This window comes from Rhodobacter sp. 24-YEA-8 (assembly GCF_900105075.1).
Lineage (GTDB): Bacteria > Pseudomonadota > Alphaproteobacteria > Rhodobacterales > Rhodobacteraceae > Pseudogemmobacter.
In genome coordinates this window covers 2,987,279-3,001,796 of record NZ_FNSK01000001.1, presented here as the reverse complement: position 1 = coordinate 3,001,796, position 14,518 = coordinate 2,987,279, and the positions used below count along the sequence as shown (strand labels likewise).

The window sequence follows — 14,518 nt, the reverse complement described above, 5'->3', positions numbered from 1 at the left end:
CGGCAAGCCTGGCGTTTTTTTAACGCCTTCCCTCCAGGCTGGCGTGAACCAAGGCAGGAATATTTCCCATGATCGGTCTGATCGGCATTGCAGTGATCTTTATCATGGTCTTCGGCGGCTATGCTGCGGCTGGCGGTAAACTCGGGATCATTCTGAAAGCCCTGCCGTTCGAGCTGGCGATGATTGGTGGTGCGGCCGTCGGGGCCTTCCTGATATCGAATGGAATGTCCGGCGTGAAACAGGCCATGCGGGACATTGGCAAGGTCTTCAAAGGCCCCAGCTGGAAGCCGGAAGATTACCGCGATCTGCTCTGCCTGTTGTTCGAGCTGGTGCGGCTGGCCAGGGCGAACCCCGTCGCCCTGGAGGAACATGTAGAGAATCCCGGTGCTTCGACGATCTTTGGCAAATATCCCCGCATTCAGGCGGATCACGACGCCGTTGATCTTATCTGTGACACGTTGCGTGCGGCCTCGATGAACTACGATGACCCCCATCAGGTGGAGGAAGTTCTCGACAAACGCATGGACGTGCAGATGACCCATGCACTGCATTCCAGTCATGCGATGCAGAACATGGCTGATGGCCTGCCTGCGCTTGGGATTGTTGCTGCGGTTCTTGGGGTTATCAAGACGATGTCCTCGATTGATCAGCCGCCCGAAATACTTGGCAAAATGATCGGTGGCGCATTGGTGGGCACCTTTCTCGGCGTGTTCCTTGCCTATGGGCTCATGGGGCCCTTCGCCGCGCGTGTCCGGTCGGTGATCGAGGAAGATGGCCACTTCTACAATCTGATACGTGAGGTTCTGATCGCGAACCTGCATCGCCATCCGGCGAATATCTGTATCGAGGTCGGACGCCAGAACACGCCGCATCACATGCGTCCGGAATTTGGCGATCTTGAAGAAGCGCTGCGTGCTCTTAAGCAAGAGGCAGCATGATGCACGCGTTCCGGAGTGCGGCTGTGGTCCTCGCTATCCTGCTGCCATCTGCTTCTCAGGCTGAAATTGCCAGGATTCGTGGTGGCGAACATGATGAATTTACGCGGATTGTGATCGAAGCCCCGTCGCTCGGCCATTGGAAACTTGGCAAGGAGGAGGGGGACTACGCCTTCAGGGCTGAAGATCAGCCTGACGGTTATGATCTGAGCAAAGCCTTCGATAAAATCCCGAAATCCCGCATCCGGTCTCTTTCGCAGGACAAGGCCTCCGGGGCGCTTCGGATCGATATCGGCTGCACCTGCCACGCAATCGCTTTCGAGGTCAGGCCGGGCGTCATTGCGATAGATGTCAGAAACGGACCCGCGCCCCCCGGATCTGAATTCGAGCACCCCTTTGAGGCAGTTGACCCCGCCGGAGGAAATCAGCCGTCGCAAGACCCGGCAGCCCCGATTAATGCCGCGCCGGTTATCAAACCGCCGAAAGCGTCTCCGGCGTCAGGCGTGGCGCAGAAGCCCTTCTACAACTGGCTTGAAATTGCGGGTTTCGGTCTGCCATCAGAGCCTTCAATCAGCGATGAAGAAGCCAGCGATGACATGCGTTTTCTGCTGACTCCATTGCGCGATGCGCTCTTGCGGCAGATCAGTCTTGGCATAGTCGAAGGGGTCGTCGTGCCAGGCGCTCTCACGGAATTGCCGGCACCGGCGAAATCCCCCCTGGCCGAATCACCCGGCGTGCGGATTGCGAATGGCGAGATGCCGGGAATTCGCGCCGGAACCGACAGGTCCCCGGGGCCAAATCTGACGGCTGACGGCAAACCCTGTCTTCCCGAACGCATGACCGATATTGCGGCATGGCTTCCGGACCAGGCGCCGCTTGCCGCGTTGAGCAATCTGCGGACGAACCTCCTGACAGAGTTCGACCGGCCAGTGGTCGAAAACGTGCTCGAGGCGGCCCGGGTTAATATTGCCCTCGGCTTCGGTGCGGAGGCGAGACAAATTCTCACACTGCTGCCGGTGGAAGAGGCGGCTCAACAGGCCGCACTTTACGATCTCAGCTACCTCGTGGATCTGGAACCCGGGCCTCGCAGGGCCTTTTCGGGAATGGAAAGCTGCGATTCCTATGCGGCCCTGTGGGCAATTCTTGCGCTTGCCACAGAAGGATCCGAGCGAAGTGCAACTGCGCCGAATACGGCCGCAGTTACCCGCAGTTTCTCGGCACTTTCTCAGGATCTGCGCCGCCACCTCGCACCTGCTCTGGTCAGCTATTTCATGGCGGGAGGCGACGAAACCACGGCACGCCGATTGCGGGATGCTGTTCTGCGCATGCCCGGGCCGACTGGTCAGCAGGTCCGGTTAATGGATGCCGGAATCGAACTCGCAACCGGCAATGCCGACGCGGCCGCGGATATTGCGGAAGAAGTGCTCTCCGATCCGGGAGTTTCGGCTGCGGAGGCGGCAATTTTGCGTGCGGAATCCGCTTTCCGGGGGGATCGCCTGCTTCCGCCGGATCTGGCGGCGCAGCTCGCTGCATTGACAGCAGAGCTGCGAGGGACAGACAGTTATTCACGCATCCGGCGGGCCGAAGTTCTTACTCTTGCCATGACAGGCAATTTTCGGGCTGCGTTCGATCTCCTGCCGGAAGCCCCCGATACCGACGGAGACCTGTGGGACCTCGCCTCGGTCGCGGCGCCGGATGAGATATTGTTGACAGAGGCGCTGAAGGTTTCTGTTCCTCCTCGCGGAAAAAGAGAAGTTAACAGACAGGTTGCGCAACGGTTGCTGCGTTTCGGCTTCGCTCAGGAAGCGCTGCACTGGCTTGGGCCTGCCGGCAGCCTGGAGGCGGAGGCCGACCGGGTGCTGGCTGCTGAGGCCGCACTTGCGATTCGCGATGCCCGGCTTACGGTTCGGATCCTTGCAGGCCTCGGCGGTGCCGAAGCGGATGCTCTGCGGGCGCGGGCCGCGATACAACTGGGAAACGCAAATGCTGCTGCTGCTATCTTTCTGGCAAGCGGCGACAAGCGCAGAGCCCTGCGGGCGGAGTTCTGGGCCGGCGACTGGAGCTACATTGCCGATCAGGATGCGGCGGGCCTCAGCCCGGCGGCGGCCATATTGCTCTCATCTCCGGCAGTCGGAGCCTCCGAGGGGATTCTCGCGCGCGGCACAAGACTGGCAGGCGAAAGCGAGACTGCACGCGAAGCCATAGTCGATCTGATGCAGGCTGTTCCGGAGCAGTTTCCGTAACCCTTTGGCAACCACCAATGCGCAATAGTCGAATTGCACCCTTCATCCGGAAATGATCCGGCTCCTGTGGATCAGACAGAATGTCACGATACAGCTTTTTGACTGGCCTTCCCCTGTTCATACTATGCGCATCTGGCATTCCGGCAACTGGTCAGAATGCTGACCAGGCCCGGCAATGTCTGGACGCGATTAACCGTGCGTCTCAGGTCTCCGGTGTTCCGCGTGACATATTGCTGGCAGTCGCAATGACCGAAACCGGCCGTCAGGGCGTGAATGGATCGGAGCCCTGGCCCTGGGCGCTGAACCAGGCGGGCGACAGTAAATGGTTCGACACCCGGGTGCAGGCGCTGCAATGGCTCAACACTGTCATCGCCCGGGGCGTGACCAATATAGATATTGGCTGTTTTCAGTTAAACTGGCGCTGGCATGGTAAATCCTTCGCATCAACTGATGCGATGATAGACCCGCAAAATAATGCCGATTACGCGGCCGGATTTCTGTCTGACCTGATGCACCAGACCGGCAGCTGGGAAAAAGCAGTTGCGGGCTTTCACTCTTTCACACCAGAACTTGCAGAGCGCTATATGAAGCGCTTCAGGCCGATCTATGCATCCGTGCAGGGCCAGTCATTAGACAGTGCTCTGATGGCCGCCGATACACCGCGCGAGAACAATTACCCCTTGTTGCAAATGGGAAATGTTCTGAGCCTGGGCTCACTCGTGACGGTTTCGGGCTCTGTGCGCCCGCTCTTTGGGTCACCGTGAGGCGACCGAAATGGAGACTCTGAGAGCGCGCAACCTGTTCCATCCGACCGTCCTGATGGCCATTGCCCTGATGTCTGTCATCGGCATGGTGATCCTGCCGATACCTCCTGCATTGCTGGATATCGGCCTGGCCTTGTCCTTCTCGCTGGCGATCCTGATGCTGACCGTCACGCTGTTTGTCGAACGGCCGCTGGACTTTTCGTCTTTCCCAACGATCCTTCTTGCATCTCTCCTGCTGCGGCTTGCGCTCAATGTCTCTTCGACCCGGCTGATCATCGGCCAGGGGCATACTGGCACGGCTGCCGCCGGCCATGTGATCGAGGGCTTCGCGAGCTTTATCATGGGCGGCAACATCGTGCTCGGCCTGGTGGTGTTCACCGTCATCATGATCGTGAATTTTATCGTCATTACAAAAGGCGCGGGGCGAATGGCAGAGGTCGGCGCGCGGTTCGCGCTCGACGGGATGCCGGGGCGCCAGCTGGCGATTGATGCGGATATGTCCGCCGGCGCGATCACGCATGACGAGGCGCGCCAGAGACGTGAAACCGAACTTGCCGAAACCACATTCTTCGGCTCTCTGGACGGTGCTTCGAAATTTGTGAAAGGCGATGCGATCGCCGGACTGCTGATTACCGCGCTGAATTTTGTGGTGGGCCTGGGCGTCGGTATCGGGATGCACGATATGGATGCCGCCCGCGCTTTCTCGACCTACGCGATTCTTACAGTCGGGGATGGTCTGGTGGGTCAGATCCCTGCGGTAATCATCTCGGTTGCAGCAGCGCTCCTTCTTTCGCGCGGCGGCACCAAAGGCGCCGTCAATATCAGCCTGGTGGAGCAGCTTGGGAAATATCCCGCGGCCCTTGCAACCGTTGCCGGGTTAATGGCGGTTCTCGCGGTTTTGCCGGGCATGCCCTTCCTTCCGTTCGTCTGCACGGCGGCCGGGCTTGCAGGGCTTGCGCGCCTTGTCCGGAGAAAGCCTGTCGAAAAGGCCGAACCAGTGCTCAGCAACACCCAGACCACTGCAAAACACCATATCGGAGATGTGCTTGATTTTGACGAAATTCATATCGAATTCTCGCCAGATCTCGTGGATATGGCGCTGGATCCTGCGACCGGCCTCGATGGGCGGATTGCCAGTATGCGCAATCATATCGCCGCGACCTATGGGCTTATTCTCCCCGAAATTCGTCTCACGGATGAGGCCATGCTGCCGGTGGGACATTACCGGATCCGCATTCAGGGTGTCGCAAAAGTAACTGACCGGCTGGTTCCGGATAGCGTGCTGGTGCTGATGTCTGATGGCGCCAGCGCACCCGAGGGCGAGGATGTTAAAGAGCCTGTCTACGGCGCGCCTGCCCGCTGGATCCGGCCGGACTATCAGGAGGATGCGGTACTCTCCGGCCTGACGGTGGTGTCGCCGGCCGAAGTCCTGGCCACCCATTTGCTTGAAGTTCTGAAATCCAGCCTTTCGCGACTTCTGTCGCTGCGTGGTCTGCGCCGCCTGCTCGACGAATTCACCGATCTCTCGGATCGGGACAGGGCAGAGGCGAACCGCCGGCTGCTCGACGAAATGATCCCGGAAAAAGTGCCGATGGATCTGCTTCATGCGGTCATGCGCCTGCTGCTCGAGGAGCGGGTCTCTGTCAGAAACCTGCCGCTGATCCTGGAAGCGGTCGCCGAGGCGCGCAGTTTCGGCTCCCCCGAGGCGGTCTGCGAACATGTCCGTCAGCGCCTCGGCTTCCAGATCGTTGCCGAATTCCGCCGCGAAGACGGAACCGTGCCGCTGATCCAGCTTGCCCCCGAATGGGAGCGGACCTTCCAGGCCCATCAAACCGACGGGGATCGCGGATTGCGCGATGTCGCCCTGCCGCCGGATGTTTTTGCAAAGCTTGCCAATGGGATAGCTGAGCGGGTCGGGCAAGCCGGCGAGAACGGCGCCTCGCCTGCCATCGTCACCTCGGCGGCAAGACGACGGTTCCTGCGCACTGTCATTCAGGCGCGGGGGCTCAGGGTTCCTGTCCTCTCCTATGAGGAAATCGGCGCGGACAGTCGACCTGCGCTATTCGGGCAGGTCGCGGCATGACCGGCCTGATCGCGCAACTCAGCGGCGTTTTCAGCATCGCAGAGGCGGTGATCTGGCAGGCGGCGCTGGTTTTCCTGCGCGTCGGCGCGGCGGTCGCATTGCTCCCCGGTTTGGGCGAAAGCTTCCTGCCACAAAAGGTTAAGATCACCGCCGTAATGGTCATCGCGGCGATTGTGTTTCCCGCCGTTCTTGAGGCGCCCGCTGGCCTGCTTGGCCCTGATCCGCAAAGCACCGTCTTTACCCCCCTCAACATTGCGGCAGAGCTTGTCGCGGGCCTGCTCCTTGGTTTCACGCTGCGCCTGATGATCCTTTGCCTGCAAACCGCAGGAACGATGATCGGTCAGTCGATTTCACTGGCCCAGATGTTCAACGGAACCGGGCCCGAGCCCCAGCCCATCGTCTCCAATCTGCTGACACTTGGCGGGCTTGTTCTGTTTTGCTCTATGGGCGGGCTGGCGCGATCTGTTGAACTGCTGGTCTATTCCTATGAAGTTTTGCCTGCTGGTCAGCTGCCGGATCCGGGCGAGATCTCGCGCTGGGCGCTGGGGCTGACCGCGCGGGCCTTCTCCCTCGCGTTCACGCTTTCTGCACCGTTCATCCTCGCGGCATTGCTCTATAATCTTGCGCTCGGGGCCATCAACCGCGCCATGCCCTCTCTGATGGTGACCTTTATCGGAGCGCCGGCCCTGACCCTTGGCGGCCTGATCCTGCTTGCTCTGGCCAGTCCTTTCCTGCTGCAAAGCTGGCACGATGCCCTGGGCGTCCGCCTGCTTGACCCGTTCGGACCCTGGTGATGTCAGGCTCCGACAGTGATCAGGATGAAAAGCAGTTCGACCCCACTCCCCGCCGGCTGGAAAGGGCACGGGAAGAGGGCGATGCGATCAGATCCGAAGATATCCACACCGCGCTTGCGGGTGCGGGCATTCTGCTGGCCGCCGCCATTTTTGGCAAAGCTGCCATCACCCGGGCCGGAGAGGTGGCGGCGACCTTTTTCGATCAGGCCGACCGCCTGCCGGGGCCCGGCGATCAGGGGGCGGCCGCCGTGATCGGTAGGGCTGCTCTGTCGATGGCCGGGCCGGTCATCGCGCTCCTGCTGGTGCCGGCGGCATTGATCCTGATCTGGCTGATTACGTCAAAAGGGTTTGTTTTTGCACCGTCGAAGCTGACTATGAAAATGTCCCGGATCTCGATTATCAGCAATTTCGGACAGAAATTCGGGCGCGGCGGCCTCGTCGATTTCCTGAAGAAATCAGTGAAAATGGTTCTGATTTCGCTGGCCCTGGCCCTGTTTCTGACCAGCCGCGCCGATCAGATCATTGGCAGTACCCGGCTCGGGGCCGGGCAGGTGGCACTTTTGCTGGTCAGTCTGCTTGCCGGTTTCCTTGCCCTGTTGATCGCGCTCAACGCTGTTATCGGCGCGGTGGATTACCTCTGGCAACGGGCCGAATTCATGCGGCGCAACCGGATGACACGGAAAGACCTGACCGATGAGATGAAAGACAGCGAGGGCGATCCGCATATGAAGGCTGATCGCCGGCGCCGCGCGCAGGAAATTGCGACGCGGCAGATGCTTGCCGATGTGCCGGGCGCGGATGTGGTGATCGTCAACCCGACCCATTACGCCGTCGCGCTGAAATGGGACCGGATCAGGGGTGGGGCGCCGGTTTGTGTTGCCAAGGGAATCGATGAAATCGCGGCGCGGATAAAGGAACGCGCGCAGGAGGCCGGGGTGCCGATCCGGCGCGATCCTGCCACCGCGCGGGCAATCTACGGGATCACCGAGATCGGCCAGGAGATCCGGCGCGAACATTATGCCGCCGTGGCGGCGGCGATCCGGTTCGCCGCCATGATGAGGGAAAAAGCCAGAAAACGGAGATGAGCGATGAATCGGGCCGAAAAACTGCATCGGCTGCGCAGGATGGCCGGCATGGTGCTTGAACTTCGGGCGGCCAGCCTCGCCAAAGCTGCGGCAGAGCGGGAGGCAGTCAGAGAAAGGCTGGCGGCGCTGAACCGGGTTCCGGATGAGGCGGCGATGGCGGATATGACCGAGGCACAGAGATTTCTGGTCTATGAAGCATGGGCGGCCGGGCGCAGGACAAAACTGAACCAGCAATTGGCGCGGCAAGAGGTGATCTGGCGCACAGAGCTTGCGGCAGCGCGACAGGCTTTTGGAAGAGATCAGGTTCTCGCCCAGCTGCAGGAGGGCAGGAAAAGGCCCTAAACCGGCTGACCCCGGGAAGCGAGGCGCGCAATATAACGCTCCGAGGCGGACTGGTGCTGCCGGGCGAAAGCAATGGCCTGTCCAGGCGTAACCGGCACGAAGGCGATCCTCTGGCCCGGCGCCACCTGCGCGAAGGCGTCAAGGTCGCAATCCAGCACCGTCGCAATCCGGGGATAGCCGCCCGTTGTCTGATGATCGGCGGTGAGGATCGTCGCGACCCCATCCCCTGCCACCTGGATCGAGCCGCGCGTGAGCGGTTCTGAGGCCATATCAAGCGGCGCACGCGGTGCAATTGCAGGGCCGTTAATGCGGGTTCCCATCCGATCCGCTGCGCTGGTCACATTCCAGGGGCCGGCATAGAGCGCCTCGATGGTGCTTTCGGGAAAATAACGCTCCTGCGGGCCGGGCGTGACACGCAATATATGGCGGGGGCGCGCCAGGATCGGGCAGGGGATATGCGGCGACAAAGGCAGGCGCGGCCCGACAGGGGCAAAATGCAGCTTTGAACCCATCGCAAGTTTGCCACCTCCGAAGCCGGAAGCCCCATGGGTGGCGGCGCTCTCCAGCCAGGTCGGTATCAGGCTTTGCCCGGCAAAGGCCAGATAACACCAATTGCCCCAGATGCCAGGCCTGATCACCAAGGTTTCCCCGGCCCGAAGCAGCCCGCGTGACCAGGATCCCAGGCGCTGGCCGGCATGTTCCAGGATGAAACCACCGCCGGTGAGGGCAAAGGCGATCTCTCCCGCCTCGCAGCCGATCTGAACGCCGCCGCGCGAAATCTCGATTACCGGCGTGCCGGGGGCATTCCCGATGGCCGCATTCGCCGCCCGCATGGCGAGCCGGTCCATCGCGCCCGATTGCGGCACACCAAAACGCGCCCAGCCTGGCCTGCCCTCGTCCTGGATCGAGACATGCGGGCCGGCAAAGCGCAGGCAGAGTTCGACCTCAGACATCGGTCATTTCCGGGGCCATTTCCGGATCGTCCTGGCGAATACGGCGAAACCGTACCCGGTCGCCGGGATCGAAGAGAAAGGGGCGGGCCGCATCAGCCGTCAGGATCCTTGTGGCCGAACGGCCAATGATCCACCATCCGGTTGGCATTTTCAGTGTCGAAACAATGCATTGCGAACCCGCGATCAAAACGGACCCCGCCGGGATGTCGCGGATGGCAGCGGATTTGCGAGGCAGGCGGATCGAATCCGGCACGCCGGTCAGATAGGCATAGCCCGGTGCAAAGCCGTAAAGGCTGACCTGATACGCGCCGCCGAGATGGGCGGCGATCACTGCTTCCGGGCTCTGCCCCGTCATCGCTGCTACCGAAGCGAGATCCGGAGAAAAGGGCGCGTCATAGCACACTGTAACGTCATGCAGCTGGCCCTCCGGCACCTGAGGCCGCCCGGTGCCGAGCCGCTGACGTATGTCTGCCTCCACGCTGGCATGGTCTGTCGCCAGACAATCGAAACGTACCAGCAGACAGGCATTCCCGGGCACGGTTTCGATCATCGCCGGCAGCGGTGCGGCGTTCAGCACGGCATCCAGCGCCATCACGCGGTCATGCAGCGCCGTATTGACGCCCTCGCCGAATTCCACCAGCAGGCCATGTTCGGCGACGGGACGAAAGCGGGGTGCGTCGGTCATCATTGCTCAGGCGGCCAGGAAGGGACGGATCGCCACGCCCGCCGCGCTCAGCCGCTGGCGCAGATCGGCGGCAAGATCGACGGCGCCCGGCGTATCACCATGGATGCAGACCGACTGCGCATCAAGCGCGATCGGCGCCGCGCCCGCAACCGGCATCTTACCGCTGTCGAGGAACCGGATCAGGCGTTCGGCAATCTCATCAGCGTCATGCAGCACGGCGCCGGCCTGGCTGCGCGGCATCAGCTGACCATTGGGCAGATAAGCGCGATCTGCGAAAATCTCGGAAAAGACGGTAAGGCCGCGCGCGCGCGCGGTGCTTTCCAGCGCCGTCCCCGAGATCGCCAGCAATGCAAGGCGGCCCGGCAGCGCGGCAATCGCATCGGCAATGGCGCCGGCAATCACCGGATCCGCCGCGGCGAGGCCAGACAGGGCACCATGGGGTTTCAGATAGCGGATCTCGGCCCCGGCCAGCGCGGCCAGACCCTGCAAAGCGGCGGTCTGGGCCACCACCATCCGGGTGATTTCGGCCGGCTGCATCGGAATCACCCGCCGGCCAAACCCCTCCCGGTCGGCATAGCCGGGATGGGCGCCGATCACGACATTCCGGGAAGCCGCCAGCGACAGCGCGGTGAACATGGTTTCGGGATCACCGGCATGGCCACCACAGGCCAGATTTGCCGAAGTCACAAGCTCAAGCATCCGGGCATCCTCGCCCATCGTCCAGGGCCCATAGCCTTCGCCGAGGTCGGAATTGAGGTCGATCTGCCCCATGCTCAGCCCTTTGCGAGGAAATGTTGCGCCATCGAAATCAGCTCTGCCACCGAGCGGATTTGCAGCTTCTCAAGGATCCGCGCCCGGTGGTGATCGACCGTGCGCGGGCTGATCCCCAGCCGCGCGCCGACCTCTTTGCTGGAGGTCTCGGACGGATTTGACACCATATGGCTGACGATTTCCATCTCGCGGCTGGTAAGCCGGTCGAATTTCGCCCTGAGCCGCTCGGTCCCGGCGCGGGCGGCGTGATGTTCGGCAACCATCGCGAAAGCGGTCTCGATCCGTTCGATCAGTACCGACTGCCGGAAGGGTTTCTCAAGGAAATCCAGCGCGCCCGCCTTGATCGCCTGCACCGATTCCGGCACGCCGCCATGGCCGGTGATGAAGATGATCGGCAGGTCATGGCCGGCCCTGGCCAGCCAGGCCTGCAATTCCAGCCCGTTCATCCCCGGCATCCCGTAATCAAGGATCAGGCAGCCGGGTGCCTCGCCATCATAGCGGAGCAGGAAATCCGCCGCCGAGGCAAATGTCTCGACCCGGTAATCGCGCTTTTGCAGTGCACGGGCGAGCGAATTGCGGATCGCCTCGTCATCATCGACCAGAAAGACCGTGAGCCCGGCCACGGGGTCCTGCTGTCCAATCGACTGCTCTTTCATACCGCCTCCGCAGCTGTGTTCAGCGTGAAACAGAATCTTGCGCCGCGCGTCCCCGGCTTTTCATGCCAGAGCGTGCCGCCATTCGCCTCGATGATCGACCGGCAGATTGAGAGACCAAGGCCCATCCCTTCGGGTTTCGATGTATCGAACTGGGTAAAAAGCGTGATGGAGTCGCTGACGCCGGGCCCGGTATCCTCGACTGTGACGACCAGCATATCGCGGCTGTCCTGCAGCAAAGGCCGCACGGTCACGGTCACCTGGCGCGTGTTTTCGCTGTCAGAGGCAATGGCTTCGATGGCATTGCGCAAAAGATTGACCAACACCTGCGCCACCTGGATCCGGTTGCCCAGAACCGGTGGCAGCACAGCCAGATCCTCGACGATCCGTACGCCGGAATCGCGGGCTTCGGCCTGGACGAGGCGCAGCGTCTGGCCCAGAAGTTCAGCGAAATCAAAGGGCGCAAGCGCGCCTTCGTCCTTGCGGATAAAGCCCCGCAGGGCGCGGATGATATCGCCGGCGCGCAGCGACTGGCTTTCGATTTCGGTCAGAAGCTCGCGCAGCTCGGTGTCGGTCCATTTGCCCAGTTGCAGCGCCAGCAAGGCGGTATCGGCATTTTGCGAGATCGCGGTCAACGGCTGGTTCAGCTCATGAGCGAGGCCGGCCGCCATCTGCCCCATCGTATTGCCGCGCGCCATATGAGAGAGGTCGCGGTTCAGTTGCTCGATCCTGCCGGCGCTGGCCTTTTCCTCGGTGATGTCATCGACGGTCAGCACGCCATGCAGGGGCTTGCCCGCCTCATCGCGAATGATGATCGAATTCAGCTTGACCCAGATCACCGCGCCATCGCGCCGGAACCAGCGCATTTCCTGGCTGGCCTCGGCTCCGCCGGTCTCATTCACCTGCGATCCATCGGCGCAGGCATAGGCCGCAAGATCGTCAGGATGCGCGACATCCGTCACTTTGCGCCCGATCACCGCCCCGGTCGAAGGGGCGCCGACCAGTTCGGCGAATTTCGCATTGGCGCGGATGATCGACCCATCCACCGGCGAGATCTGCGCCATCGCACGGGTCGAAAGCTCGAAAGTCTGGCCATATTCGCGCTCTGCCTCGCGGCGCGCCACGATTTGCTGCATCAGGGTGGAATTGGCCTTTTCCAGCTCTTTATAGGTGCGCGGCGGCGGTTTTGTGGTGTCGACTTCACCCTGAGAAATCAAGGCATTGCGAACCGCAAAGGCGCGGACGGGGCGGTAGATGTAATCGGCCAGCAAAAGCCCGACAATGCCGGTGGTCGCGGCAACCAGCACAGCAATCCAGATATTCTGGGTCCGGTTGTCCTTGATCGAGGCGGTAAAGTCGCTCTCGGGCGCATAGACGCCGATGGTCCAGGGCAATTTGCCACTGATCGTCGGCATCACGGTCGAGACATAGGATTCACCTTTATAGGTGAATTGTGAGGGGGTGAGCTGGGCGATTTTCAACTCGCCGCTGCTTGCCAGCGGCGCAAAGGCGGCGCGCGCAATGGGGTCGTCGATTTCGCCGATACTGGCGAAGCGCAACGAGCCATCTTCGGCGGTCACGCGCAAAAGGTTCAGATCGGGATGCGCGATAACATCCCCGTTCTTGTGTATAATCAGTGCCTTACCTGAGGTGCCGATCTGCAGCCGCGACAGGAATTCCGAGATGCGGCTGATCTCGATATCGACACCGACCACGCCCCAGATCGACCTTCGCGCGCCGCTGGCCCCACGTTTGCCTTTTACCGGACGCAGCACCGGCGCCGCCAGGGTGATCCCCGGCTGTTGCGACGAGAAGAAGATATAGGGGTCGGTCCAGACCGTGCCGAGACTGTTCTTTGCCAGAATGAACCAGGAGCGCGTGCGCGGGTCATAGGGATCGTCCGGGGTCAGCCGTCGCGCCATGACCGAGAAATCATCGCGGCGCCAGATCAGTTCGATCCGACGGACGCCGTTTTCAATCGTGATCAGCTTGGTGCGGAACGGCCCTGCCTGATCGGGTGTGCGTGAGACCATGACGAAATGGCCATCCTCGCCGCCGAAATAGAGGCCGGCAAATTGCGGCGAGATCTGCAATTGCTGGAACAGGAGCTGTTCAAGCCGCGCCTGGTCATCGCTGGCAACCACCTGGTTCTGCGCCAGCCGCGCCGCGAGTTCGGCGGCGCCCTGGGCGGGGTTCAGGAAGCCCTTGGAATGTTCGATCGCATTGGTGCCGACATCGCGCAACAGGTGGCGCGCATGGGCGATCAGCGCCTTTTCCGAGGTGAAATATGACGAGAACACCACTGCAAGAACAGCGATCAGCTGCAGGCCGGCCAGGCAGAGCGCCAGAAGGATCCGCAGCGAATAGCGCATCACCGACCTCCGCAGTCCAGGCGCGCGTTGACGCTACGGAAGGCGGACTCGGCGGGGCCGGGGCAGCACTGTGGTGACGCAAGTCTCGGGCCTGATTGCAAAATTTCTGCCTGTTATTGCAAGCTTCCGGGGCTGGGCCGGATCCGGGGCAGGTTAGAGGCTACGGTCGGCGAATGCCAGTGGCCCTGTAAGGCGAATGCCAGTGGCCCTGTAAGAGGAAATAGGCAGTTCTGCCTAGGCAACCACGCGAATTTAACTTTTACCGGGCCCATGGAATAAGTCTGTATGCCGGATCCGTAGAGTTCCAGTTTCAGACCGCCGGCGGTCTGGGCCTTGGGCGGTCGTTGTGCACGAACCTTGCCAATGCGCTTAACGAGTTGACGTGTCAGTGAGTAACCTGTCAGGCCGCCGGTTGGTGGTTGCTGGTTCCCGGCAACCCACCGGCGGACCAGTTATCGGTGATCTCACCCCCGGAGTCCCCCTCGGCCTCGGGGGTGCTTTTGTTTTCGGGCCTTTTGTGACAGTTTGGCCGCACGCTTTGTTTTTATCAGCGATTTTATATAGATAGGGTCAGGCGCATCCCCCGATGGCCCTGAACCCTCAGACCCTGCTCGCCGCCGCCGAGGAGGCCGGCGCGCTCCTGAGGGCGCCTGACAACCGGCACCGGCTTCTGATTCCCTGCCACCTGATCGAGGGCGAGAAATCGGTAGGTCAGCTGGGAGGGTATTTGGGGCTCCGCGAGTTGACTGTCTCGCAGCATCTGGCGCTTTTGCGGCGCGACAGGATCATTTTCGGCCGCCGCGATGGCCAGGCGATCTGCTACAGGATCGCAAGCGCG

12 protein-coding genes are annotated in these 14,518 nt (G+C 61.7%); 7 read left to right on the top strand and 5 right to left on the bottom strand.

The window, feature by feature from the left end; genetic code table 11:
• Positions 1-68: 68 nt before the first annotated feature.
• From motA to BLW25_RS14515, 7 genes are all read left to right on the top strand, one after another.
• Positions 69-938, top strand: a complete 870-nt coding sequence (motA, locus tag BLW25_RS14545; RefSeq protein ID WP_092900220.1) for a flagellar motor stator protein MotA — start codon at positions 69-71, stop codon at positions 936-938.
• An 833-nt stretch (positions 939-1,771) separates the two neighbouring features.
• Complete coding sequence (locus BLW25_RS24015; RefSeq protein ID WP_143040519.1) at positions 1,772-3,178, top strand: hypothetical protein; 1,407 nt, start codon at positions 1,772-1,774, stop codon at positions 3,176-3,178.
• Positions 3,179-3,258: 80 nt separating this feature from the next.
• A complete protein-coding gene (locus tag BLW25_RS14535; RefSeq protein ID WP_092900216.1) occupies positions 3,259-3,942 on the top strand; it encodes a transglycosylase SLT domain-containing protein in 684 nt (227 codons plus the stop codon).
• Positions 3,943-3,952: 10 nt separating this feature from the next.
• Positions 3,953-6,025, top strand: a complete 2,073-nt coding sequence (flhA, locus tag BLW25_RS14530; protein WP_092900214.1) for a flagellar biosynthesis protein FlhA — start codon at positions 3,953-3,955, stop codon at positions 6,023-6,025.
• Entirely contained in the window at positions 6,022-6,819 is a 798-nt protein-coding gene (locus BLW25_RS14525) for a flagellar biosynthetic protein FliR (RefSeq protein ID WP_092900212.1), read from the top strand. The genes flhA and BLW25_RS14525 overlap by 4 nt, the downstream gene beginning before the upstream one ends.
• Positions 6,819-7,904, top strand: coding sequence for an EscU/YscU/HrcU family type III secretion system export apparatus switch protein (locus BLW25_RS14520; RefSeq protein ID WP_092900210.1), 1,086 nt, complete (start codon positions 6,819-6,821; stop codon positions 7,902-7,904). Before BLW25_RS14525 ends, BLW25_RS14520 begins: the two co-directional genes overlap by 1 nt.
• Positions 7,905-7,907: 3 nt before the next feature.
• Entirely contained in the window at positions 7,908-8,246 is a 339-nt protein-coding gene (locus BLW25_RS14515) for a hypothetical protein (protein ID WP_092900208.1), read from the top strand.
• Here BLW25_RS14515 and BLW25_RS14510 read toward each other — a convergent pair.
• From BLW25_RS14510 to BLW25_RS14490, 5 genes are read right to left on the bottom strand one after another with little or no spacing between them, the layout of a single operon-like run.
• Complete coding sequence (locus tag BLW25_RS14510; protein WP_092900206.1) at positions 8,243-9,199, bottom strand: 5-oxoprolinase subunit C family protein; 957 nt, start codon at positions 9,197-9,199, stop codon at positions 8,243-8,245. The genes BLW25_RS14515 and BLW25_RS14510 overlap by 4 nt on opposite strands.
• Entirely contained in the window at positions 9,192-9,884 is a 693-nt protein-coding gene (locus tag BLW25_RS14505; protein WP_092902128.1) for a 5-oxoprolinase subunit B family protein, read from the bottom strand. Before BLW25_RS14505 ends, BLW25_RS14510 begins: the two co-directional genes overlap by 8 nt.
• 6 nt (positions 9,885-9,890) lie before the next feature.
• On the bottom strand, positions 9,891-10,655 hold the full coding sequence (locus BLW25_RS14500) for a LamB/YcsF family protein (RefSeq protein ID WP_092900204.1): 765 nt from the start codon (positions 10,653-10,655) through the stop codon (positions 9,891-9,893).
• A gap of 2 nt (positions 10,656-10,657) precedes the next feature.
• Positions 10,658-11,311 (bottom strand): response regulator transcription factor, encoded by a 654-nt coding sequence (locus BLW25_RS14495; protein ID WP_092900202.1) that lies wholly within the window; start codon positions 11,309-11,311, stop codon positions 10,658-10,660.
• A complete protein-coding gene (locus BLW25_RS14490; protein ID WP_092900200.1) occupies positions 11,308-13,680 on the bottom strand; it encodes a sensor histidine kinase in 2,373 nt (790 codons plus the stop codon). Before BLW25_RS14490 ends, BLW25_RS14495 begins: the two co-directional genes overlap by 4 nt.
• Positions 13,681-14,518: the final 838 nt, after the last annotated feature.

What these genes read in the sequence shown, in the direction of transcription:
- BLW25_RS14535 (WP_092900216.1), top strand. Translation starts at nt 3,259, where the DNA reads ATGTCACGATACAGCTTTTTGACTGGCCTTCCCCTGTTCATACTATGC.
- BLW25_RS14525 (WP_092900212.1), top strand. Translation starts at nt 6,022, where the DNA reads ATGACCGGCCTGATCGCGCAACTCAGCGGCGTTTTCAGCATCGCAGAG.
- BLW25_RS14515 (WP_092900208.1), top strand. Translation starts at nt 7,908, where the DNA reads ATGAATCGGGCCGAAAAACTGCATCGGCTGCGCAGGATGGCCGGCATG.
- BLW25_RS24015 (WP_143040519.1), top strand. Translation starts at nt 1,772, where the DNA reads ATGACCGATATTGCGGCATGGCTTCCGGACCAGGCGCCGCTTGCCGCG.
- BLW25_RS14510 (WP_092900206.1), bottom strand. Translation starts at nt 9,199, where the DNA reads ATGTCTGAGGTCGAACTCTGCCTGCGCTTTGCCGGCCCGCATGTCTCG.
- flhA (WP_092900214.1), top strand. Translation starts at nt 3,953, where the DNA reads ATGGAGACTCTGAGAGCGCGCAACCTGTTCCATCCGACCGTCCTGATG.
- motA (WP_092900220.1), top strand. Translation starts at nt 69, where the DNA reads ATGATCGGTCTGATCGGCATTGCAGTGATCTTTATCATGGTCTTCGGC.
- BLW25_RS14505 (WP_092902128.1), bottom strand. Translation starts at nt 9,884, where the DNA reads ATGACCGACGCACCCCGCTTTCGTCCCGTCGCCGAACATGGCCTGCTG.
- BLW25_RS14490 (WP_092900200.1), bottom strand. Translation starts at nt 13,680, where the DNA reads ATGCGCTATTCGCTGCGGATCCTTCTGGCGCTCTGCCTGGCCGGCCTG.
- BLW25_RS14500 (WP_092900204.1), bottom strand. Translation starts at nt 10,655, where the DNA reads ATGGGGCAGATCGACCTCAATTCCGACCTCGGCGAAGGCTATGGGCCC.
- BLW25_RS14495 (WP_092900202.1), bottom strand. Translation starts at nt 11,311, where the DNA reads ATGAAAGAGCAGTCGATTGGACAGCAGGACCCCGTGGCCGGGCTCACG.
- BLW25_RS14520 (WP_092900210.1), top strand. Translation starts at nt 6,819, where the DNA reads ATGTCAGGCTCCGACAGTGATCAGGATGAAAAGCAGTTCGACCCCACT.